The sequence below is a fragment of the Cytobacillus spartinae genome (assembly GCF_042865285.1).
Lineage (GTDB): Bacteria > Bacillota > Bacilli > Bacillales > Cytobacillaceae > Robertmurraya_A > Robertmurraya_A spartinae.
Genome location: NZ_JBIACK010000001.1, coordinates 597,143 through 616,864 on the forward strand (window position 1 = coordinate 597,143; position 19,722 = coordinate 616,864).

Below are 19,722 nucleotides of genomic sequence, written 5' to 3' on the forward strand. Positions count from 1 at the left end.
TCTTAGGCCCCCATTTTCAATGATTATGCATGATTTTCCTCTACTTTAATCTCTTGCTTTTCAATAGCTCCGTGTCCAGGAGCCTTTAAATTTAACAACACAACTCCAATGATGATTAAAATAATTCCAGCAACACTAGTTCCGCTGATTTTTTCTTTCCAGATTAATACACCAATTACAGCTGTTGCAGCTGTTCCAATCCCAGACCAAATGGCGTATGCAATACTTAAAGGGATGACCTTTAGCGATAAGGATAGTGAAAAAAAGGCGATACCGAAGCCACCGATTACACCGAGACTGGGGAGAAGTTTAGTGAAACCATTAGACGCTTTTAACATAGATGTACCAAATAACTCTGCAACAATTGCAATTGCTAAGAATAAGTATGCGATCACGATCATTCTCCTTCTATAGAACAGCTCAATTATGCTTTAAGACATTAGTAAGTAGACGAATGGAAACAGAACAACCATTGTAATTAAGGCCATAATACTAAGGATAAATTCTCTTGTTTCTCTTTGAAACTTCCACTCCATATAGGACCTTATAGAATAAGTTAAGATAAAGAAACCAGGTATCCAATAAGGATAAACAGTTGGGTAAGAATCAATGACGAAAAATCCACTTACAAAAAACAGTATAATCGCGGTTATTTCTATTCTTTTATGAAGTTTGTTAACATGCTTATAAATAAACTTAGTTCTTCGTTTAATATTGAACCGTTTGATTAATAGCTTTTCAATGACATAACTAATTACGAAAACGGCACCTAAAAAGAGTAAAACTTCATAAAGCTCCAATCTACTTCCCCCTATTCTACCTAATTTCTTTTCTTTCTTCTACAAAAAAAGAAAATCCAGCGTACCAATTTAGTACACTGAATATTGCTCAACAAATCGTTTGCTTAATAGTTTTGGCATAGGTGGTAAAACCACCACTGTGAGCGAGCCCTCTGGAATTTCCGTTTTTCCCGCATCCCTTATAGAATAAAACCCACTTTCTTTTAATACTTCTAAATCTTTTTGAGTCCCTCGAAGGACAACTTTTTTCATTCCCGTTTTATACCAATCAACAAAGTAGTGAAAATAATCTGGAAATCTTGAACCGTTTGAACTAACCATGTCTAATGTACACAGTGTAGCTCCATGCGCCACCTGTGCTGCTACTTTACCTACCGACATATTAAGGTCTTTGTTCACAACATAATACTGTATAATTTCATCGTTCATGTCGTAGATCATCCTTTTTGAAAGTTGTTTTCATAAAGTATATTGCTTTATCATGACTGATATGATTGATGCAAAGCTTTTAGCTAACAAATAGCCATCACTTCTTAGAGATTATCACTTAGAAATGATTACTAAGTCCAATCTTTGTATAAAATAAACATGATGAAATTAACTATATAAAGGATTGATATGGGTGCATGTTGCTCTTTCTATATTTGTAATATTTGCCGTATGGCGATGGGGAGATTGGAGAAATTGGCAAAAATATCATACAACTATGCTTTATTTTGCTTTAGGAAACCTAACTTACAACTTTCTTACAGCAAGTTATTTTCTTTGGAGATTTAATTCAGACTTCCTAAGCAATCATACCTTAACAGAAATGTTGTATACATTTATTGTTTTTCCTGGTACGGCGCTCTTGTTTCTTTCAAATTATCCAACCACAAAGAAAGAACAACTGAAACATTATATAAGATGGGTAGCCATTTACGTATTAGTTGAGCTTGTCTTTATTTTTACAAACCACATCCATTATAATTACGGGTGGCATTTAGGCTGGTCGGCGGCATTTGATGTAATTATGTTTCCTATCCTTTATTTATTTTATAAAAAGCCTATTATTGCTTATCTTATTTCTATTCCTATTGCAGTTTTCTTCTTATGGTGGTTTAAAGTTCCGGTTCATCTTCCAGTGGAACAACGTTAAAGTGAACGGGCGTGTGTAACGCTCGTTTTTTTCTGTACTCCTATAAAATAAAACAACGAATCACTTAAATCAGTTTCCTTAATTATCCAATAAACCCCACTAGTAGTCAAAGATATTTTCCCCTTTTGGTAAATTTTCGCCAATGAATCTATCAAAATATCATGTTACGGTTAATAGGACTTATCAAGGAGGTATAGAAGGATGAAAAAACTAATATCCCTCGTGACATTTTTCGTACTAATTTTAAGTGCAAATACTAGTACGTTAGCAGCTAGTTCACACACTGTAACTAAAGGTGAGACTTATTGGAAAATTGCTTTAAAACATGGGGTTCCATACAAGCAGATCATGAGAGCTAATAACACAACAAGCGGATCTTTGTGGGTTGGCCAACGCATTACCATTCCAGCATCCTCGGTGTCAGCAGCTGAAAAGGATCTATTAGCTAGATTAGTAGAGGCTGAGGCGAAAGGTGAGCCTTATGCTGGTAAAGTGGCCGTAGCAACAGTTGTTCTAAACCGTGTAGATAGCAACATTTTCCCTAATACCGTTAGAGGTGTAATCTATGAAGCGCAGCAATTTACACCAGTTAGCAATGGTCAAATTAATAAACCTGCAAGTTTAGAGTCAAAACGTGCTGTTAACGAAGCCTTAGCTTTCCGTGGTTTAGGAAAAGGTTCTTTATATTTCTTTAATCCCGCTAAAACTTCTAACAAATGGTTACGCTCAAAGCCAGTTACAGTTGTAATTGGAAATCACGTTTTTGCAAAGTAGACACTCCAGATGGGGTGTTTATTTTATTTGTAATGGAGCATAAATTTCTCCATAATAAAATCGTTTAAAGTCTCTCCAACGATGATTTCCCCGTGTTTTTAGATCTTTACTCCTTAATTTTAAATAACTTAACCATTTTTTCCGTAAATTCACGATAGTCAAATTTAGCTGAATGAATGTTATACCACTTTCGAACGCTTTCGACCATCCAAATGGGGATCGCTTTTCCATCTATTAGATGATAATAATCTTTATATCCTCTCTTAAGGTATGCCCACCTTCCGTCATCTCCTTCTTTCATATATTCGGACACATCTATGAGCTTTGCTCTACCTTCGTTCATAATCACATTCTTTAGATGGATGTCCCTTGGGTTCATTCCTTTAGAGTAAATTTCCTTCCTAGCTTGCTCCACATCTTCGATAACCTGCGGTGGAATATGTATTCCTTTTACAACAGCATCATATAGCGTGATGCCTTCCTCATAGCTCAATACAATAAAATTGTGCCCTTGTCCATAACAGCTAGGAAAAAACGATGACTCCCCTATTCGTTCATATACGTTAAGCTCCATATCCTTTTTAAATAATTTGTCTGTTGCAAACACTTTAAAAGCATATTGCGGTATTTCATACGATCTAAATACAGCTGCGTCTGTTCCAATTCCAACACAGTACAGCTTATCAAGATTACCTTCAATGATAACAGGCTCGTTATTTTTGTTTGATGTTACTGTAATTTGACTGATAGGTTCCATCATTTTATGCCACATATATATCATACCCCGACTTTGTTTTTTATCTTCAATCTAAACTGTTTAACAACCCAAGATTTAAAATAAATGCAGTGGTTTGAAGCAAAACCACCGCTAAGTTACATGTCTATTACTAATCATATTAATTTTGTTTAGTAAATACGTCAAAATTCTTGTTTTTACCTATGTTAGATTGTTGGGTCCTGAGGTAGCGATTAGAACCTTAAAGAATTGGTGACTCTTTGTAATTCATGTGACAACCTCTCCTAGTTGCTTTAGCCGCTCTTTATTTTCTCCGATTAGGAATATAAACAAGAACTAGTTGTCCAATTTGTAAGATTAGAATCTATTCTTGAAGACCATTTTCTTGAGCCCCAGGGTCGGCACTTCCGTGACCTGGGTCAATATAGATTTTTTTATAAAAATCACCTCACCCTATTGTATGTGAGGGTCCGTATGGTGAAAGTACACTTACCACTATTCTATTATTATGGCGGTTATCTTCGCCTTCGAACAAATAAAAATAAGATAAATGTAAAAAACAAACTTGCCGAGGTTAAAAAAATAAAACCAAGGAATACCCAACTACCCATATAAGAGATGAACAGCATATGAACGATGATAAATACAAGGGTAATTATAAATGGATATACAATAAATTTGTTTTTCTTAGATTTATCCAAGATAAAAAATGATGCAACTAATAAAAACAGAACAGGAATTCCGTACAACAAAAACTTCATTTAAATTTCTCCCTTTTAATTATTCCTCCTCTTCTAATGTCTGATGTAATATTATATTCATAAAATGCCTGTTGTTATATAGGCATTTATTTGTTTTGAAGCCTAAATGGGTTGAATCTTTATCTTGATAATCCTCCCTATCACCAGACCGATATGATTTTAGTGGTCATTGGAAAAATTTCTCTTGATTATTTCCTTTACGTTTGCAATAATGATAAAAATTAAAATGAAATGCAATGATGGGAAGAGTAAGTTATTTGTAGCCTTTTACAGAGAGCTCCGGTTGGTGAAAAGGAGTAAAGACGAAGATAACTGAACATGGCCCCTGAGCATCACACTGAATCCAAATGGTAGTAGGTAGTGACGAGATTTGACACTCGTTATCAATGTCAGAGTATAAGAACATATCTGTTCCGTACTTATGGAGGCTAATAGTGTGAGCTATTAGTGAATAAAGGTGGTATCACGAGGCTAAGCTCGTCCTTTGACAATAGTCAGGGGGCGGGCTTTTTTGTTGTGTTGGCAACTTTTATACATCATTTATTAATTAGTGATTATCTACAAAGATTCAAACAAATACATTTTTCACTAAAGTTCCCTATAAGTACGTAACCAATTTTAAGGAGGAATAAATCATGTCAATCTTTATTGGTGGGGCCTGGCCCTACGCAAACGGTTCCCTTCATTTAGGGCATGTGGCAAGTCTGTTACCTGGTGATATTATAGCAAGGTATTATCGGTTAAAGGGTAAAAATGTGTTGTATGTTTCAGGAAGTGATTGTAATGGTACCCCTATTGCTGTAAGGGCAAAAAGTGAAGGTGTATCAACTAATGAAATCGCTACGCGGTATCATGAAGAGTTTGTTGAGTGCTTCAATAAATTAGGCTTTACCTATGATTTCTACACAAGAACAGACGATCCTTTTCATCATGAAGAGGTTCAAGAAATTTTCAAGAGGCTTATACAAAGCGGCCTCATTTATAAAAAGAACATTGATCAGTCTTACTGTGAGTTTGATTCACTATTTTTGCCTGATCGGTATGTTGAAGGAACCTGCCCAAATTGTTTGAATCCAGCACGCGGAGATCAGTGTGATTATTGTTCTAGCTTGTTGGATCCTTTGGACTTATTGAACAAGAAATGTAAACTATGTGGAGGTGAGCCGATTGTCAAAAAGACAGAACACTTGTACTTTGCTTTGTCCAAACTTCAAAACCCTCTTGAGAAGTTTTTTCAAGAAAGTAAATACAATTGGAAAGAAAACGCGGTTCATCTTACCGATCGATATTTAAAGGAAGGGTTAAAAGACCGCGCCGCTTCGCGCGACTTAGAAAATGGAGTTTCTGTTCCCATTGAAGGCTTTCAACAAAAGAAGATTTATGTATGGATTGAGGCTGTTTCCGGCTACTTAACAGCTAGTAAAAAGTGGTCAATAGATTATAATCAACCGTGGGACGATTTTTGGAGTGAAGATGCTAAATCATACTATGTACACGGGAAAGACAATATCCCCTTCCACACTCTTATATGGCCTTCTATTCTTATAGGACTTAAAGATTTAAAGCTCCCAGAATGTATCATCTCTAGTGAGTATTTGACGGTTGAAAAAAAGAAGCTTTCAACTAGTAGAAATTGGGCTGTGTGGGTTCCAGAGATATTAGAGTCGTATCACCCGGATTCCATTCGATATTTTTTAACGATCAATGCCCCTGACAAACGTGACGCTGATTTCTCTTGGAGGGAGTTTATCTATAGTCATAATAGCGAACTATTAGGAGCTTTCGGGAACTTTGTGAACCGGACTTTAAAATTTATTGAGAAGTACTATGATCATATCATTCCTTCTGCACTAGCTGATCAAACTATAGTTACTGAGATTTACCATTTATACGAGAAAACAGGAAATCTTATCGAAAAAGGAGATGGTAAGGCTGCTTTAGAGAGCATATTTGATTTTATCAGGAAAGCTAATAAGTATTTTGATGAAAGAAAACCATGGATTCAAATAAAAGAAAACCAAGCAGAATGTTCAGCAACACTGTATACATGCGCGGTGATCGTTGCAAACCTCTCAAACTTGTTAGAACCATTCCTACCTTTTACATGTCAGGATATTCGAAAATTTCTAGGTGTTACTGAACCGTCTTGGAGCTATATAAGTCCTACAGGAGCATTGGAAGGCATTACACCATTGTTTGAAAGAATTGATATTGAAAACATTGAATTAGAGCGAAATAAACTAGGTAAGTAGCAGCCCTAAAAGAAAGAAGCATTACCTTTACTAAGTAGGTAATGCTCTTACTTTTTATTCCTTAATTGTTGATTTTAAATATTGTTCAATTAATCTATTTAATCGCTGAAGGTGGAAAGCGTACTCGAATATCGCTGATCCAATCACTACTAACCTTAGTTTTTCTTTCGGATTATTTCGGTAGTGATCCATGATATTTTCTAGGAACTCTCCGCTTTCTGTTAGAACTTCATCTTCGACCCGATGTTCCTCTAACTTCACTTTTCCCTCATATTTTAATAAAAAATACTCATGACACTTGATTAATTGCTCTAATTGCTGGTCAAATAGTAAATTTTCTTCTTCACTCGTATGACTTTGAAAATAGTGTTCATCGATCACTTGAAGAAGCTCTTCCCCTTGCTGAAGCGATTTTAGCATTTGTTTAAAAACAACAATTTCCCGTGCATCTAATGGGTTTAGCTTTGACATTTTAGCTCGTTCTTCATCAAATACTTTAAATAAGTCTTCAAGCTTTTTTATATCTGATTCTAGTTTTTTGGAATGCTGTTGAAAAGATTTCTCGGTCATTTCATTTGAAATAGCTGTCCGGATTAACAAGGACATATTTTGAAAAACAGATTTACTCTGTTCGATATAATTTTTCTTATATTTTGGTGGCAACACTAGTATATTTATTAAAAATGCAGAGGCAATCCCAATTAGAATAATTCCAAAACGATTAGCCGCAAATAATACATCCCCTTCTCCAGGCGCACTCATAATAGCAAGTACTGTAACGACCGTTAATGATATCGTATTTTCCATTTTTAATTTTAAGCTAATAGAGATGACTACGATAATAACCAATCCAATAATGATAGGATCATTGCCTATATAGTAAATCGTGAAAAGAGCAAAAAGTGCTCCAATCGTATTGGTAATGATCTGGTCAATGATATGTCTCCATGATTTGTATATGGAAGGCTGCACAGCGAATATAGCTGCAACACCTGCAAATAACGCTGGTTCTAACTTAAAGAAATAACATATGTATAAGGCCATTGTAACAGCCAGTCCTGTTTTAAAGACTCGTGGACCTAATGTCAAAAATACCCAATCCTCCATTCACAACACAAAAAAGAATTCATATCCAATTTATCATATTTTGTTGGTTACTAAAACCATTACGTTGTTGGAAAGCAAAAAACACACTGTAGAGTGTGTTCTATTGAGTAGGGTCTTTATATTGAACCTTTTTTACTTGTTTGAATAAATTGTCATCCGAATCCTTCGGTGATGGGGGATTAAAGGTCAAGGGACAATTTAGTTTTGTACTGATCACATTTAGAGCATACTTTATGTCTTCTAGATCTTTTTTGGTAGCATAGGTTTCGTTTGGAAATAATTCTACACCAATCTCCCCACTAACTTCTAATGAAGCAGATTTGACGGATTTAATATCATTTATCTTTTTAATTCTCAACCTCATCTTAAGTTCATCTTCCGGAATCCTTGCTTTTCGAAGATTTTTTTCAATAACCCTACCTTCTTCGATGAGCAATAATGGCTCGCCCATAATCCACTTTTTCGTTTTTGGAATCAGGATTTGTAGATAAGAAACAAAAATCAAACCTAGAATAATTAAGCTGCCGTTATATACACTTTCCCATGAGTTTTCTTCTTTAAGAGGGTGAACCAATACAGTTCCTATTCCAATCATAAGTACTACTTCACTTGGTGTAGTTTGTGAGATGGCACGCTTTCCACCTACTCTTAAAAGAATGATTGCTGCTGTTATGTAAACGACTGCTTGCAGCCAGTGGGGCATATGTACACCTCCTCCGAACAATGTTTAACAATAGTGTTTTAGAGAAATATATGATTCATTAGCCCGTTCATAATGAAGTAGACGATCCAAAACGGAACTGAAGGTTTTCTAAATAGGGTTGGTGAGCATGCAACCGAAATAATCATACTTAACTTTATGATATCCCGGGCTTTCATAGTTTCACCTTCTAATGATGAATTTGTCTTTCGGTTCTTTGAGAATATTCATGTAGGCACCTCGACGAAGGGTTTTGATGGTCATCAATCCCATCTAATAAGTAAATAGACCCCTCTTTAAAAACAGCTATTTCCTCTAGTAAAGGTGGGTAAGGTGAATGCTTTACATGATTTAGAAGATTTCTCTTTACATCTTCATGATCCATACTTTCACAAAGCTTCAGCCAATTAGAGACAGCTTCACTCTTCATCACCCAATACGAATAGACGATTTCAATTAAGGTTAGCAGATCAAAGGCTTCCTTTTTTGTCATTTCTCCTCCTAAACCCAATTCCATTTTAATGTTGCCCATTATTCTTCCCATTATTTGTTGGTTTCAATAACCACTTATACAAAATAAAGGACCAATCCAATATCTGAATTGATCCTAGAAAGGCTTAAATTAACGGTTTTCCAGTTTCCGGTGATAAATTAGCATCTCCACCACCTTTTATGAGTGGTTCTTCTATATAGTTCATTTCATCAGGATCCAATGGCAATAGTCCTGGCTCAATATCAGCCATTGATCTCTTTGTTTTAAAGTTTTTCTCATCTCTTTCCATTGATTTTCACCACCTTCTGAAGGTAGTGTTTGTCTCTATTTTTTATGTATGCGACTAATATAGGTTCATAACCCAGTCTTTCACCAACATCTGTACAACCGAGCGCTTTTCAATTGCCATTAAATGTCCCGTATCCAAAATAGAAACGGTCCCATTTTTAAACTTATTTAGGTATTCTAAATGATCTTTATACCCACAGATAGAATCATGTTTTCCTAGTAAAAAAAGAGCGGGTTGACTTACTTCCGACTGGTTCAAGAGTGGTTCTTCTTTTAAATAGTATCCGTTTTCACGCCAATTTGAGCTGAGAAACTCTTTGTTTGCTAGTAAACGACCTGGCTGAACTTCATTTAAAAATTTTTCTAGATTATCTTTTGTCTGATAAACCATTAATGTATCAAATGCTAATTGTATATCTGAATCCATCTGTGTTAATTCATGTTCATCCCTTTTAACAACCACTCTTTCTGGGACCGTTCTATTCTTTTGATGAAGTGCTGATGCTAACAAACACAACCCTTTTACATTTGAAATTCTTGAGTGCATAATACCTTGTGCAATATAGCCACCAAAGGAATGTCCAATGAGTGAGAACTCTTTTTGAGGCAGTGTTTGATCAATAAATTTTAAAATAAATTCCAGCATATCCTGTGTACTTTTGATTTTCTCATCTATCATACTTTTTCCATGTGCAGGAATATCTATATAAATCCGTTGAAACCCTTCAAACGTATCAAAGATTGGTTCCATCCAAGCTTTCATAGATTGATGATCGGTTCCCATTGCATGAAGAATAATAATCGGATGACCTTCCCCATATATCTCATAAAATAAACTTCTATTCTCTAAATAAAATTGCATTTCCTCTACCTCTCTCCAACTTTTTTAAAAATTTTCATATAAAAAATTTACCATTTTTACTTACGGTTTAAAATGATAAATGTTGATTTTACAATGTTTTCATTAGAGGTATTACGGACACCGAAACTATTACACTTAAACGCGTTAAAGTTGTAAACTTTTTACCATTGACCAATAAGAAAAATTTTTAGATAATTCAAACTATCAAAAACACAAAAAATCCACAATATTAGACATCTAGGAGGCGTTATAAATGGAATTCATTCAACAAATGGTTGGACATGCAAATAATATACTGTGGTCTTATATATTAATCGGTTTACTTCTTGGTCTAGGACTTTACTTTACAATCAAAACAGGATTTGTACAGATACTTAAGTTCGGTGAGATGGTGCGTGTACTAAAGGACAAAAATGAGGGATTGCCCGGAGAAAAATCGATTTCCTCCCTTCAAGCTTTCTTTATTGGTTCAGCAACAAGAATTGGTACAGGAAATGTTGCAGGTGTAGCAATGGCAATTGCAGTTGGTGGACCTGGTGCTGTTTTCTGGATGTGGGTAGTTGCCATTCTAGGAGGAGCTAGTGCATTTGTTGAAAGTACACTAGCGCAAATCTACAAAGAAAAGGATGCAAATGGAGGATTCAAAGGTGGCCCTGCCTACTACATGAGAAAGCAACTCGGATCAAAGTGGTTGAGCACTATTTTTGCTTTTGGAATCATTATTTCTTTTGGATTAACGTTCAACGCGGTACAAAGTAATACCATCGCTTCAGCATTTACTAATTCGTTTAAAATCAATGGGGCGTTTGTAGGGATTCTTTTAGCAGTTTTAACAGCATTTATTATTTTTGGTGGAGTTCAACGTATTGCCCATTTTTCAGTGATCATCGTTCCAATCATGGCATTTTTCTACATTGCATTAGCAGGTTTTGTTGTTATAACAAATATTTCTCAAGTTCCTGCTGTACTTTCTTTAATTGTAAAAAGTGCATTCGGATTTGAACAAGTGTTTGGCGGTGGTGTTGGTGCTGCTATCATGATGGGGGTAAAACGTGGTTTATTCTCAAATGAAGCTGGAATGGGAAGTGCACCTAATGCGGCTGCGGCGGCAGTTGTCTCTCATCCAGTAAAACAAGGTTTCGTACAAGCATTGGGCGTATTCTTTGACACATTAGTCGTATGTACTGCAACAGCCTTTATCATTCTTCTATCAGATTCATATACAACTGGTTTACAAGGTATTGAGCTAACTCAAGCATCCATGGCAGAGCACTTCGGACCATGGGCAAGCATCTTTGTCGCAATCGCTATTTTCATGTTTGCATTCAGCTCGATTATCGGAAGTTACTATTATGGAGAAGCAAATATAGGGTTTGTTCATAAAAGTAAGGCAGCTCTATTCATCTACCGACTAGCTGCTCTAGGAATGGTTGTGTTTGGTGCAGTGGCGAGTTTGCAAATTGTCTGGGACTTCGCGGATTTAGCTATGGCTATCATGGCGTTAACGAATCTTATCGCAATCGGATTACTAGGAAAATTTGCATTTAAGGCGCTAGATCACTACATGGAGCAAAGAAAACAAGGATTAGATCCTGTATTCTATGCAGATGATATTGAAGGATTAAAAGGTGTAGAAAGTTGGCCGGTGCGTCCTAATCAAAAATTAAAGAAAGTCGTTTAGATAAATGAAGAGACTTGAGAATTTCCTCAAGTCTCTTTTTATATCAATCCCGTACACGTCTACCGATAAATTCTACAATATGACCTGCAATTTCCTCTCCTTTTTCTTCTTGAAGGAAATGACCAGCATTTTTAATTATGATTTCAGGTTCGTTTTTAGCTGTAGGAATAAGTTTTCTAAAGAAGCGATCCCCGCCACGAGTGATTGGGTCACTATCAGAAAACATAACTAATGCAGGCTTTTCCCATTTAGCTAATACAACACGGGCTTGTCTTAGTCGCTCTGCTCCTTCATCATCATATTGCATTGGTACGAGAAGAGGCCACTTTTGAGCACCAGCTTTATAAGAGTGATTTGGGAAAGGAGCTTCATACCCTGCAATTTCTTCAGGAGAGATAGCATCTTTATCAGCTAAGCTTCTTGTAATAATTTTTCCAATCGGTAAATCTGGCGTACGTTCCACATATTTTCTCCAAACTTGGAATCCTTCTGAAGCCGGAATATCTCCAGTAGGAAGTCCTGTATTCATAATGACTAGCCTAGCTGATCTATCCTCTAATTCTGTTGCAGTAATAAGACCAATGATTCCTCCCCAGTCTTGTACGACATAGGTTATATTCTTTAAGTCCAACTTTTCTATAAACTCTTTTAGAGCACTTACATGCATGTCTATACTGTAATCATCCATACTTGTGAATTTATCTGATTTCCCAAATCCGATAAAATCAGGGGCGATTACTCGATGATTTTTTGAAAGTGTTGGAATCATTTTTCGATAAAGGTAAGACCAAGTTGGTTCTCCATGAAGACAAAGGACCACTTCCCCCTCACCTTCATCTAAATAATGCATCCTTAAACCGTTAATAGAAATGTAATTCGATTGAAACGGATAATCCTTTAGATTCATGAAATGTTCATCTGGAGTTCGAATAATATCCAAGCCTTATTCCCCCTTATCCTGTTATCTCTTTAATAACATTCGGGGAACAGGCAATATATTCCTGCAGATTAAATAGATTCTACTCTTTTGAAAATAACTTCTGTTGATTCCATTTTCCATAACGGTAGTAAAGAAAGGCAATAATGGAGCTAATGACAAAACTAACTCCCATCCCAAGGGCAATTCCTTTTTCGCCAAGAAGGTCAGAAAGAAGATACGTTAAAGGATATCTAAGTACCCAGAATGAAATGATATTCAAAATCAAGACTTGAAACATAGCTCCTGATGCTCGAACAACTCCATTTAAAATAAAATTAAGCCCTAAAAAAGGATAGAAGAATGCGATTAAAACTAAATATTCGGTACCAAATGAAAGTGCCCCCTCATCTTCTATAAATAATCCAATCCAAATATGTGAAGAAAAGAAAATTAGCACTCCAATCATCATCATGGCAACGAAATTGTAAACAACACCGTAGAGAGCTATTTTATGTACTCGTCCCCACTGATTAGCACCAATGTTCTGACCGGCCATACTATTCACAGCAGTTCCTAATGCCATTGCGGGTAACATGATAAGGCTGTCAATCCTTTGAGCTGCCCCAAAACCAGCAACCACATCTTCCCCGAAGGAATTCACTACGCTCATAATGGCCATTACACCCGCTGAAATCACCATCATTTGTAACCCAGAAGGTATCCCTAGTTTTAAAATCAACAGTACCTCCTCTTTATTAGGCAGTGATGGGATTGTAAAAGGAACTAGCTTTTTTCTAAGGACTATAATTAAGCCGTAAAGGAAAGCAATTCCCTGTGATAGGATGGTTGCATAGGCCGCTCCATTTATCCCTAATTGAAAAACGGAAATGAAGATTGGGTCCAAAATCGTGTTTAGAATTACTGCTAACAAGACAAAGTAAAGTGGGGTTTTACTATCACCCACAGATCGCAGTACTGTTGCAATAAAATTGTATCCAAGGAGAAATAGAATTCCGATAAAATTAATTTGTAAATAAGTAGTGGCATCTGAAATCATATTTTCAGGGGTATTTAGAAATCGTAAAAAATTTTCAGATCCAACATAACCGAGAAATCCTAGAACAATCGATAAACTTGTTAATATGACAACAAAGGCATTTAAATAGCGTTTTAAACCATCCTCATCCTCTTTCCCTTTTTGTTGGGACAATATGGTTAAGGTTGCATTGTTTATTCCAATAATAAAGGAAAGAACGGTGAAAATAACTGTTCCTGAAACCGCGATGGCTCCTAATGCATTGGCTCCCAATAAGTTTCCAATCCAAAGGCTATCAATGAACTGATAAGATACCTGGAGTAGGTTCGTCATCATAATTGGGGTTGAAAAAAGGAGCATACTCTTAAAAATATCTCCTTTTGTAAAATCATATTGCTTCATCTAGTAACACCTTTTTCAAAATGGTTTGTTCTTTTATTATTTCGAACTTTTCTTTAGAATGCGAACAATCTGCTTCCTCGGAAAATTGAACCAATTGTTATCATCCGATTGAACCCTAAAATACTACATATACTATATTAGGGAGGTGAACTTGATTGATTCGTTTATTTTTTTCAGTCATTTTGTTTATTGTTGTTATGCAGACAGGTATACACCAAGGCTCAGCAAAAGAGAACGAACTGTTATTTCCAACCTTTACAAAAGAGGATTATTCACTCCCATTACCAGGTAGCCCCCTATTAGATTTAGAAAAAGTTGACCAACTAGCTAAGGAACTATCAGAGAAAATATATGTTTCTCCAAAGAATGCAAAGTTAAATGATGTTGGACAAATGGTACCTGAGGAATTAGGAGTTAAGCTTAATGAGAAAGAATTTAAATCCCAATTCGTAGAATACTTTTACCAAAACAGTCAGAGCAATATGAAAATTCCAACCCTATCCGTTTATCCAAAGGTAGATAGTGAACTACTCTCACATATTAAAAACAAACAAATTGGTTACTATGTTACATATTTCAATAGTCATAATAAGACTCGCTCTCATAATATTCGACTATCAGCAGAAGCTATAAACAATCACGTCGTTTTTCCAGGTGAAAAATTCTCTTTTAATGAAGTAGTAGGTAGACGAACAGAGGCAAAAGGATATTTAAAAGCACCTGTTATTGTTAGAGGTGAGCTATCTGAGGGAATTGGTGGAGGAATCTGTCAAGTTTCCTCCACTTTATTTAATGCTGTAGACCGAGCTGGGATGGACATTATCGAAAGGTACTCCCATAGTAAGAGCGTCCCATACGTTCCACCAGGCCGCGATGCAACTGTGAGTTGGTATGGACCCGACTTTTCTTTTAAAAATATGACCAATCAACCGATTTTAATTAGATCGAAGGCAGTTGGCGGGACGATATTCGTTATGATCTATTCATCAGATCTTATTAATAATGAACCGAGGAATGTTCAAAGCATGTCAATCGACCTTCCAAAGGAAATTCACTTGAGCGATTAGTCACAAGAATCATAATTAGGGATTTTCTTATACAAACTGTTCAATCATGATTTTGTCGTTAATCCACTTTTTTGTTGTGTCCATTAGTTGCTTGAAGTGAGCTGAAGAAGAATAAGTATGATTCGCACCATGAATGATTTGTTTTGTACACGAACCATCTTTGGCTCTAAGTAAAAATTCTTTTTCATACGAATGGCAATAGTGAACGGGGATATCCTTATCATCAGTGCCATGAATAATGAGGACATCTCCCTTGAACTTTTTTGCTTCTTCTAGTGGGTGGAACTTTCTTAGTGAATTGAAATATTTTTCTGAAAAGCTATAGCCTAGATAATCAATAGAGGTAGATTTTTCTAAGTTTCTAAGATTATTCATACCAACGATTTTCGCTATATCTTCATATGGGTTTGCCACCGCTGACCAGAGTATGAGCTGCTTTACCCGAATATCTCTAACCGCAGTTAACAGAGCAGTTGCTCCTCCTAAGCTATGTCCAAGAAGAGTGACCTTATTTGAATCAACTTTATCTATTCCAGAACAAAACTCTATCACGTCTATCGTTTGCTCGATTAATTCGTCTAGACCAGAATTTCCGTAGTTGCCTTCACTCTCTCCGCAGCCACTGTAATCAAATCGAACGACTATACAACTTTCTGCCGTCAGTTGATTAGCGGACTTAACAAATAAACGATCCACGCCTATTCTACTGCTCGTAAAACCGTGGCAAATAATGATTAGAGGATATGATACATTACTTTTATTTAGATAAGAATCCGGAAAATGGATACTACCAATTAAGTGTTGGTTTCTCCACGGTATCTTAATTTGTGTACACATTGGATCGCTCCCCTTTACGATTCGTTGTTTTGAATATGACCTTTTCCCTTAATAACTTTTTCATATTCTTCCTCAAGAACGGATAACGGAAGCTCAAATAGTTGCTTATTACCTTTTTTATAGATTCCAAAATAAAGAAGTTCATCGATAAGTTGTTCCTTTTTCAATGTATCTTCCATTTAACACCCTCCTACTGTTGGACATAAAAAAACCTCCTCTTATCGTCAATTCCAGACAATAAGAAGAGGTTGGTCTCGTATAGGAAGCCGCTCATCTTATCTTTCAAGCTCTCTAAAGCTTGTTGGAATTGGCACAGTTCTCAAACGAGTCCGCTGCCGAGGTTTCATAGGGCCACTCCCTCCACCTCTCTGGATAAGAAAATTAATCTTATTAAGTTTATAGGAATTAATATAAAACAATATAGTCTTTATGTCAATTGGATTTTGACTAATGATGACGAAATTAAGAATATTTGTGTAAAATTAATAAGAGATATGACCCTGGTTCAAAATTGAGCGAAGAGTATTTCCTTGGTTTACTTTCTTAGGTTGTATCGACTTCGGACACTAAACTGGGGGTTCCTCCTCTTGCTATGCGAAGTTGAACTGACTTCGGACTCTACACGAGCTTTTTCTTATTGTACTGTTCGAAGTTGAACTGACATCGGACTCAACGCTAGCTTTTTCTTGTTGTGCTGTCCGAACTTAAAACTAACCTCAGTACGTCCACGGTGATATCACTTAGCATCTGAAGTTCCCCTACCTTCTGACTTTCTAAGAATGTTAGATTCAAGTTTTTATAGGAGACCCACCAGCTTGATCAAATATACTCTATTGAAAAACCGACACATATACAAGGTGTCGGCTCTCTTAACTATGAAGCATTTTTTTGATTGATGCTGATGTAAGTTGGTTTTCTTTGAAGAAGACGTGGTGCACTCGAAATCAGAAGTACTACGACGATTGAGCATAGGATGGCAGCTCCTAGCATCGTTCCTCCATTTACAACTAGCGAGTATAATACAGGTGACATTCCCTCTGGTGCATACTCTCCCCAGAAAATGAATCCGGCCACGAAATGCCAAAAATAACGCGCTAAACTACCGACAAATGTGGCAACGACAATCCAAACCATCGCGGTTTTCTTATCGCCTTTTTGTAAATAAGAATGAATAATTTTATAGAATAGACCGGCAAACCCAACAAAGGCAAATGCAATAAAGTATTCAATGGCAAATTGAATAGGTGTTAAGAAATAGATATCTCCTACCGCGACCTGTAATAACCCCCAAAGAAAACCAGACAATAACGCTACTTTATACCCCCAGCGAAACGCTAAGATAAAAATAGGTACCATCGCGATCGAGATTGAAATCGCTGGTGAGAGTTTAATAGAAGGTAGCAAATCAAGAATCAGTGCGAATGCAGCAAAAAAAGCCGCTTCAATCATTGCTAGTAAGCCTATTTTTTTCATAAAAAAATTCTCCCCTTTTCCTAGTGAACGGAACCCCAAGGGAGAATATGAAAGCAGAATGACAGAAGCATCTACAAATCCACATCCCTGCGCTAGCATTAACTAACAGGTTCAAAGGGTCAGAATAGACAAACTATTCACTCTCAGCATATAGCTCCCCTTGTGGTTACGTTTTATTTAGTTATGTCACATCAAAGTATAACCTATATTTCCCTACTTTGGTAGGAAAAACTTTAAAAAACTTTTTTATACCATTCAGCAGCTTCCTCTACTTCTGTTCGGGTTAACTGATGACCATTATATTCCCAGTGAATGCTTGTGTTTGCACCAGCATTTTCTAAAAACGTCTTTAAATCCTTCGATTCCTGTGGGGTACAAAGTGGATCATTTTCACCGGCTGTAATGAATACATGAACCCCATTTAAGGTTGGCAACTCAATCCCTCTTCTTGGGACCATAGGGTGATGTAGGATCGCTCCTTTTAACGCATCCTGATAGTGAAATAATAAGCTTCCTGCTATATTCGCCCCATTGGAATAACCGACTGCAACAATATGATTGCGATCAAATCCGTATTTTTCAGATGCTTCATTTAAAAATTCATATAATTCCTTCGTACGAAAAACAAGATCTTCTTCATCAAAGACACCTTCTGCAAGTCTACGGAAAAATCGAGGCATTCCGTGTTCTAAGATATTTCCTCTTACACTTAGAATAGAAGCAGTTGGGTCAATCATTCCCCCAATGGGTAGTAAATCTTGCTCGTTTCCTCCAGTCCCATGAAGCAATAGCAGAGTCGGTTTAGTTTCATCGGTACCTTTTTGGAATATATGTTGCATTCAAATCCCCCTCTTCAACTCGAAGTTATTCTCACAAATGCAGATATCTTGAATTCAAAATAAATTTTAGTCCAGTCTATATGACATGTCAAATCATAGGGATGCAAATTTCTTAATCAATCGTTTGATTAAATTACATTCTCCATTGAAGAACTGTTTTTTTACATATAAATCTTCCGGGACATGGTTAATATATCTATGATTGTGTCCTTCATCTCTGGAAAATGAAGGACAGCTTTACTTCCAATCCAAAAATTTAAGAAAACACATTTATCTCGCCTATCATTATGCTAGCCTTTTAATTTTTCCAATGTTAATGATAAAAATTCTTCGGCTGAGAGATTTGTTTCTCCTCCACCTTGTGCTTGGGATTCACTGCCTCCTCCCTTTCCATCAATAACTTGTAAGAGCTCTGCAGCAAGTTGTTTCATGTTTAGGTTAGATGCGGTACCCCGACTGAAAACAAATTGAATTTTGTTCATCGTCTTAGATACTAAAAAGACATTTGCACTTTTCGCTCTACTGATGACCATACGGGCCATTTTCTGAAGCTGCTGAAGAGAATAGTCATTAAGTACATCTTTAATAATAAGTTGTTCATTAAACATCATTGGTTGTTCAATCAATACTTGGACTTTATGACTCATTATATTGTCTTGAGCTTCTTCCAAAGATTTTTCCAATTCTTTTTTGGTTTCTAACACTCTGCTTAATGCATTTTCCATCTCTGATTCAGGAGCGTTTAAAAGTTGGCTCAATTTCGTTAATACTAAATTTTTCTGATGTAGCTGGTGTATGACTCTATTTCCGCAAACAAAAGACACACGGATCTTTTTTCGTTGTCTCTCCCAATTTAAGATCTTTATTGCCTGAACCTCACCTGTGCTATTTGGGTGGGTTCCACCACACCCGTTATAATCAAATTCTGGAATGATGACAAGTCGAATATTTTCATCAACGGTCGGTTTCTTTCTTAGTGGATATTGCGTGACCTCTTCCTTTGAGATCCATCTTGTTTCAATCGGTCGATTCTCCAAGATGATTTGATTCGCTAAACTCTCTACCTGAACTAGAATTTCTTCCTTTATGTCATCAACGTCAAGATCTATCGTTAAATAGTCTTTACCAAGGTGAAAGCTTACGGTTTCAAATCCATATAGCTCAACAAATGCTGCAGATAAAATATGTTGTCCTGCATGTTGCTGCATATGATCAAACCGTCGCTGCCAGTTTATTTCTCCCGTAATTTCGTTTGTATCTTCCGGAATTGGATTTGCCGTGTAATGTCTTACTTCACCGTCAACCTCTTCTACGTTTATCACATCGTGTTGATTAATTTTTCCTATGTCGTGTGGTTGACCACCGCCAGTAGGATAAAAGGCCGTCTCAGATAAAACAACAAAGTGATCTCCAGTAGGATCTTGGCCTTGTTTTACTACCTTTGCTGAAAATGTTTTTATGTATGGATCAAAATAATATAATCGATCTTTCATTTAAAAATATCCCCTTTTTAAACATATGTAATAGTAATAAAATAAGTTTTTAGAGCTTATTGGT

At 36.3% G+C, this 19,722-nt stretch carries 22 protein-coding genes, 2 riboswitches and 1 other annotated feature; of the genes, 5 read left to right on the forward strand and 17 right to left on the reverse strand.

Features of this window, described 5'->3' with window-relative positions; genetic code table 11:
* Positions 1-23: 23 nt before the first annotated feature.
* The 3 genes from ACFYKX_RS02920 to ACFYKX_RS02930 form a co-directional block, all read right to left on the reverse strand.
* Positions 24-395 (reverse strand): DMT family transporter, encoded by a 372-nt coding sequence (locus tag ACFYKX_RS02920; RefSeq protein WP_389357877.1) that lies wholly within the window; start codon positions 393-395, stop codon positions 24-26.
* A gap of 36 nt (positions 396-431) precedes the next feature.
* Positions 432-800: a DUF4181 domain-containing protein gene (locus ACFYKX_RS02925; protein WP_389357879.1), complete on the reverse strand. Its 369-nt coding sequence runs from the start codon at positions 798-800 to the stop codon at positions 432-434.
* Between the two features lie 69 nt (positions 801-869).
* Complete coding sequence (locus ACFYKX_RS02930; RefSeq protein ID WP_389357881.1) at positions 870-1,229, reverse strand: aminoacyl-tRNA hydrolase; 360 nt, start codon at positions 1,227-1,229, stop codon at positions 870-872.
* 193 nt (positions 1,230-1,422) lie between these two features.
* On the opposite strand from ACFYKX_RS02930, the gene ACFYKX_RS02935 reads away from it, so the two are divergent.
* Both ACFYKX_RS02935 and ACFYKX_RS02940 read left to right on the forward strand, forming a co-directional pair.
* Complete coding sequence (locus tag ACFYKX_RS02935; protein WP_389357883.1) at positions 1,423-1,938, forward strand: CBO0543 family protein; 516 nt, start codon at positions 1,423-1,425, stop codon at positions 1,936-1,938.
* Positions 1,939-2,139: 201 nt separating this feature from the next.
* Positions 2,140-2,712 (forward strand): cell wall hydrolase, encoded by a 573-nt coding sequence (locus ACFYKX_RS02940; RefSeq protein ID WP_389357885.1) that lies wholly within the window; start codon positions 2,140-2,142, stop codon positions 2,710-2,712.
* A gap of 106 nt (positions 2,713-2,818) precedes the next feature.
* Here ACFYKX_RS02940 and ACFYKX_RS02945 read toward each other — a convergent pair whose 3' ends face one another.
* Positions 2,819-3,472, reverse strand: coding sequence for a serine/threonine protein kinase (locus ACFYKX_RS02945; RefSeq protein ID WP_389357887.1), 654 nt, complete (start codon positions 3,470-3,472; stop codon positions 2,819-2,821).
* Between the two features lie 491 nt (positions 3,473-3,963).
* Positions 3,964-4,209 (reverse strand): hypothetical protein, encoded by a 246-nt coding sequence (locus ACFYKX_RS02950; RefSeq protein WP_389357889.1) that lies wholly within the window; start codon positions 4,207-4,209, stop codon positions 3,964-3,966.
* A gap of 227 nt (positions 4,210-4,436) precedes the next feature.
* Positions 4,437-4,697 (forward strand) — a binding site (T-box leader).
* A gap of 147 nt (positions 4,698-4,844) precedes the next feature.
* Between ACFYKX_RS02950 and metG the strand changes: the two genes are divergently transcribed.
* The gene (metG, locus tag ACFYKX_RS02955; protein WP_389357891.1) at positions 4,845-6,461 is read left to right on the forward strand and encodes a methionine--tRNA ligase; all 1,617 of its coding nucleotides are present in this window, start codon (positions 4,845-4,847) and stop codon (positions 6,459-6,461) included.
* Between the two features lie 54 nt (positions 6,462-6,515).
* Here the strand turns inward: metG and ACFYKX_RS02960 are convergent, their stop codons facing one another.
* The 5 genes from ACFYKX_RS02960 to ACFYKX_RS02980 all read right to left on the reverse strand — a co-directional run bounded on the left by ACFYKX_RS02960 (position 6,516) and on the right by ACFYKX_RS02980 (position 9,911).
* A complete protein-coding gene (locus ACFYKX_RS02960; RefSeq protein ID WP_389357893.1) occupies positions 6,516-7,550 on the reverse strand; it encodes an FUSC family protein in 1,035 nt (344 codons plus the stop codon).
* Positions 7,551-7,668: 118 nt separating this feature from the next.
* Positions 7,669-8,271 (reverse strand): DUF421 domain-containing protein, encoded by a 603-nt coding sequence (locus ACFYKX_RS02965; protein ID WP_389357895.1) that lies wholly within the window; start codon positions 8,269-8,271, stop codon positions 7,669-7,671.
* A 187-nt stretch (positions 8,272-8,458) separates the two neighbouring features.
* The gene (locus ACFYKX_RS02970; RefSeq protein ID WP_389357897.1) at positions 8,459-8,761 is read right to left on the reverse strand and encodes a hypothetical protein; all 303 of its coding nucleotides are present in this window, start codon (positions 8,759-8,761) and stop codon (positions 8,459-8,461) included.
* A 124-nt stretch (positions 8,762-8,885) separates the two neighbouring features.
* On the reverse strand, positions 8,886-9,050 hold the full coding sequence (locus ACFYKX_RS02975; protein WP_389357899.1) for a hypothetical protein: 165 nt from the start codon (positions 9,048-9,050) through the stop codon (positions 8,886-8,888).
* Between the two features lie 54 nt (positions 9,051-9,104).
* On the reverse strand, positions 9,105-9,911 hold the full coding sequence (locus tag ACFYKX_RS02980) for an alpha/beta fold hydrolase (RefSeq protein WP_389357901.1): 807 nt from the start codon (positions 9,909-9,911) through the stop codon (positions 9,105-9,107).
* Positions 9,912-10,164: 253 nt separating this feature from the next.
* Between ACFYKX_RS02980 and ACFYKX_RS02985 the strand changes: the two genes are divergently transcribed.
* Positions 10,165-11,592, forward strand: coding sequence for an alanine/glycine:cation symporter family protein (locus ACFYKX_RS02985; RefSeq protein ID WP_389357903.1), 1,428 nt, complete (start codon positions 10,165-10,167; stop codon positions 11,590-11,592).
* A gap of 43 nt (positions 11,593-11,635) precedes the next feature.
* On the opposite strand, the gene ACFYKX_RS02990 is transcribed toward ACFYKX_RS02985, so the two are convergent.
* Together ACFYKX_RS02990 and ACFYKX_RS02995 are read right to left on the reverse strand one after the other, a co-directional pair.
* Entirely contained in the window at positions 11,636-12,532 is an 897-nt protein-coding gene (locus ACFYKX_RS02990) for a haloalkane dehalogenase (protein ID WP_389357905.1), read from the reverse strand.
* A 79-nt stretch (positions 12,533-12,611) separates the two neighbouring features.
* Positions 12,612-13,949: an MATE family efflux transporter gene (locus tag ACFYKX_RS02995; protein WP_389357907.1), complete on the reverse strand. Its 1,338-nt coding sequence runs from the start codon at positions 13,947-13,949 to the stop codon at positions 12,612-12,614.
* 197 nt (positions 13,950-14,146) lie between these two features.
* Here ACFYKX_RS02995 and ACFYKX_RS03000 point away from each other — a divergent pair, with 197 nt between their 5' ends.
* Positions 14,147-15,016 carry a VanW family protein gene (locus ACFYKX_RS03000; protein WP_389359023.1) on the forward strand — a complete coding sequence of 290 codons (870 nt, stop codon included), beginning with the start codon at positions 14,147-14,149 and terminating at the stop codon, positions 15,014-15,016.
* 27 nt (positions 15,017-15,043) lie between these two features.
* Here ACFYKX_RS03000 and ACFYKX_RS03005 read toward each other — a convergent pair whose 3' ends face one another.
* The 5 genes from ACFYKX_RS03005 to ACFYKX_RS03025 form a co-directional block, all read right to left on the reverse strand.
* Positions 15,044-15,853 (reverse strand): alpha/beta hydrolase family protein, encoded by an 810-nt coding sequence (locus ACFYKX_RS03005; RefSeq protein WP_389357909.1) that lies wholly within the window; start codon positions 15,851-15,853, stop codon positions 15,044-15,046.
* 14 nt (positions 15,854-15,867) lie between these two features.
* Positions 15,868-16,032 carry a Fur-regulated basic protein FbpA gene (locus tag ACFYKX_RS03010; RefSeq protein ID WP_389357911.1) on the reverse strand — a complete coding sequence of 55 codons (165 nt, stop codon included), beginning with the start codon at positions 16,030-16,032 and terminating at the stop codon, positions 15,868-15,870.
* Positions 16,033-16,125: 93 nt separating this feature from the next.
* Positions 16,126-16,232: riboswitch (SAM riboswitch) on the reverse strand.
* 494 nt (positions 16,233-16,726) lie between these two features.
* Positions 16,727-17,326 carry an energy-coupled thiamine transporter ThiT gene (gene thiT / locus ACFYKX_RS03015; RefSeq protein ID WP_389357913.1) on the reverse strand — a complete coding sequence of 200 codons (600 nt, stop codon included), beginning with the start codon at positions 17,324-17,326 and terminating at the stop codon, positions 16,727-16,729.
* 67 nt (positions 17,327-17,393) lie between these two features.
* Positions 17,394-17,497, reverse strand: a riboswitch (TPP riboswitch).
* Between the two features lie 62 nt (positions 17,498-17,559).
* Complete coding sequence (locus tag ACFYKX_RS03020) at positions 17,560-18,165, reverse strand: alpha/beta hydrolase (protein WP_389357915.1); 606 nt, start codon at positions 18,163-18,165, stop codon at positions 17,560-17,562.
* Between the two features lie 290 nt (positions 18,166-18,455).
* On the reverse strand, positions 18,456-19,658 hold the full coding sequence (locus tag ACFYKX_RS03025) for an alanyl-tRNA editing protein (RefSeq protein WP_389357917.1): 1,203 nt from the start codon (positions 19,656-19,658) through the stop codon (positions 18,456-18,458).
* Positions 19,659-19,722: the final 64 nt, after the last annotated feature.

What these genes read in the sequence shown, in the direction of transcription:
- ACFYKX_RS02930 (WP_389357881.1), bottom strand. Translation starts at nt 1,229, where the DNA reads ATGAACGATGAAATTATACAGTATTATGTTGTGAACAAAGACCTTAAT.
- ACFYKX_RS02940 (WP_389357885.1), top strand. Translation starts at nt 2,140, where the DNA reads ATGAAAAAACTAATATCCCTCGTGACATTTTTCGTACTAATTTTAAGT.
- ACFYKX_RS02945 (WP_389357887.1), bottom strand. Translation starts at nt 3,472, where the DNA reads ATGATGGAACCTATCAGTCAAATTACAGTAACATCAAACAAAAATAAC.
- ACFYKX_RS02950 (WP_389357889.1), bottom strand. Translation starts at nt 4,209, where the DNA reads ATGAAGTTTTTGTTGTACGGAATTCCTGTTCTGTTTTTATTAGTTGCA.
- metG (WP_389357891.1), top strand. Translation starts at nt 4,845, where the DNA reads ATGTCAATCTTTATTGGTGGGGCCTGGCCCTACGCAAACGGTTCCCTT.
- ACFYKX_RS02965 (WP_389357895.1), bottom strand. Translation starts at nt 8,271, where the DNA reads ATGCCCCACTGGCTGCAAGCAGTCGTTTACATAACAGCAGCAATCATT.
- ACFYKX_RS02970 (WP_389357897.1), bottom strand. Translation starts at nt 8,761, where the DNA reads ATGACAAAAAAGGAAGCCTTTGATCTGCTAACCTTAATTGAAATCGTC.
- ACFYKX_RS02975 (WP_389357899.1), bottom strand. Translation starts at nt 9,050, where the DNA reads ATGGAAAGAGATGAGAAAAACTTTAAAACAAAGAGATCAATGGCTGAT.
- ACFYKX_RS02980 (WP_389357901.1), bottom strand. Translation starts at nt 9,911, where the DNA reads ATGCAATTTTATTTAGAGAATAGAAGTTTATTTTATGAGATATATGGG.
- ACFYKX_RS02985 (WP_389357903.1), top strand. Translation starts at nt 10,165, where the DNA reads ATGGAATTCATTCAACAAATGGTTGGACATGCAAATAATATACTGTGG.
- ACFYKX_RS02995 (WP_389357907.1), bottom strand. Translation starts at nt 13,949, where the DNA reads ATGAAGCAATATGATTTTACAAAAGGAGATATTTTTAAGAGTATGCTC.
- ACFYKX_RS03000 (WP_389359023.1), top strand. Translation starts at nt 14,147, where the DNA reads ATGCAGACAGGTATACACCAAGGCTCAGCAAAAGAGAACGAACTGTTA.
- ACFYKX_RS03005 (WP_389357909.1), bottom strand. Translation starts at nt 15,853, where the DNA reads ATGTGTACACAAATTAAGATACCGTGGAGAAACCAACACTTAATTGGT.
- ACFYKX_RS03010 (WP_389357911.1), bottom strand. Translation starts at nt 16,032, where the DNA reads ATGGAAGATACATTGAAAAAGGAACAACTTATCGATGAACTTCTTTAT.
- thiT (WP_389357913.1), bottom strand. Translation starts at nt 17,326, where the DNA reads ATGAAAAAAATAGGCTTACTAGCAATGATTGAAGCGGCTTTTTTTGCT.
- ACFYKX_RS03020 (WP_389357915.1), bottom strand. Translation starts at nt 18,165, where the DNA reads ATGCAACATATATTCCAAAAAGGTACCGATGAAACTAAACCGACTCTG.
- ACFYKX_RS03025 (WP_389357917.1), bottom strand. Translation starts at nt 19,658, where the DNA reads ATGAAAGATCGATTATATTATTTTGATCCATACATAAAAACATTTTCA.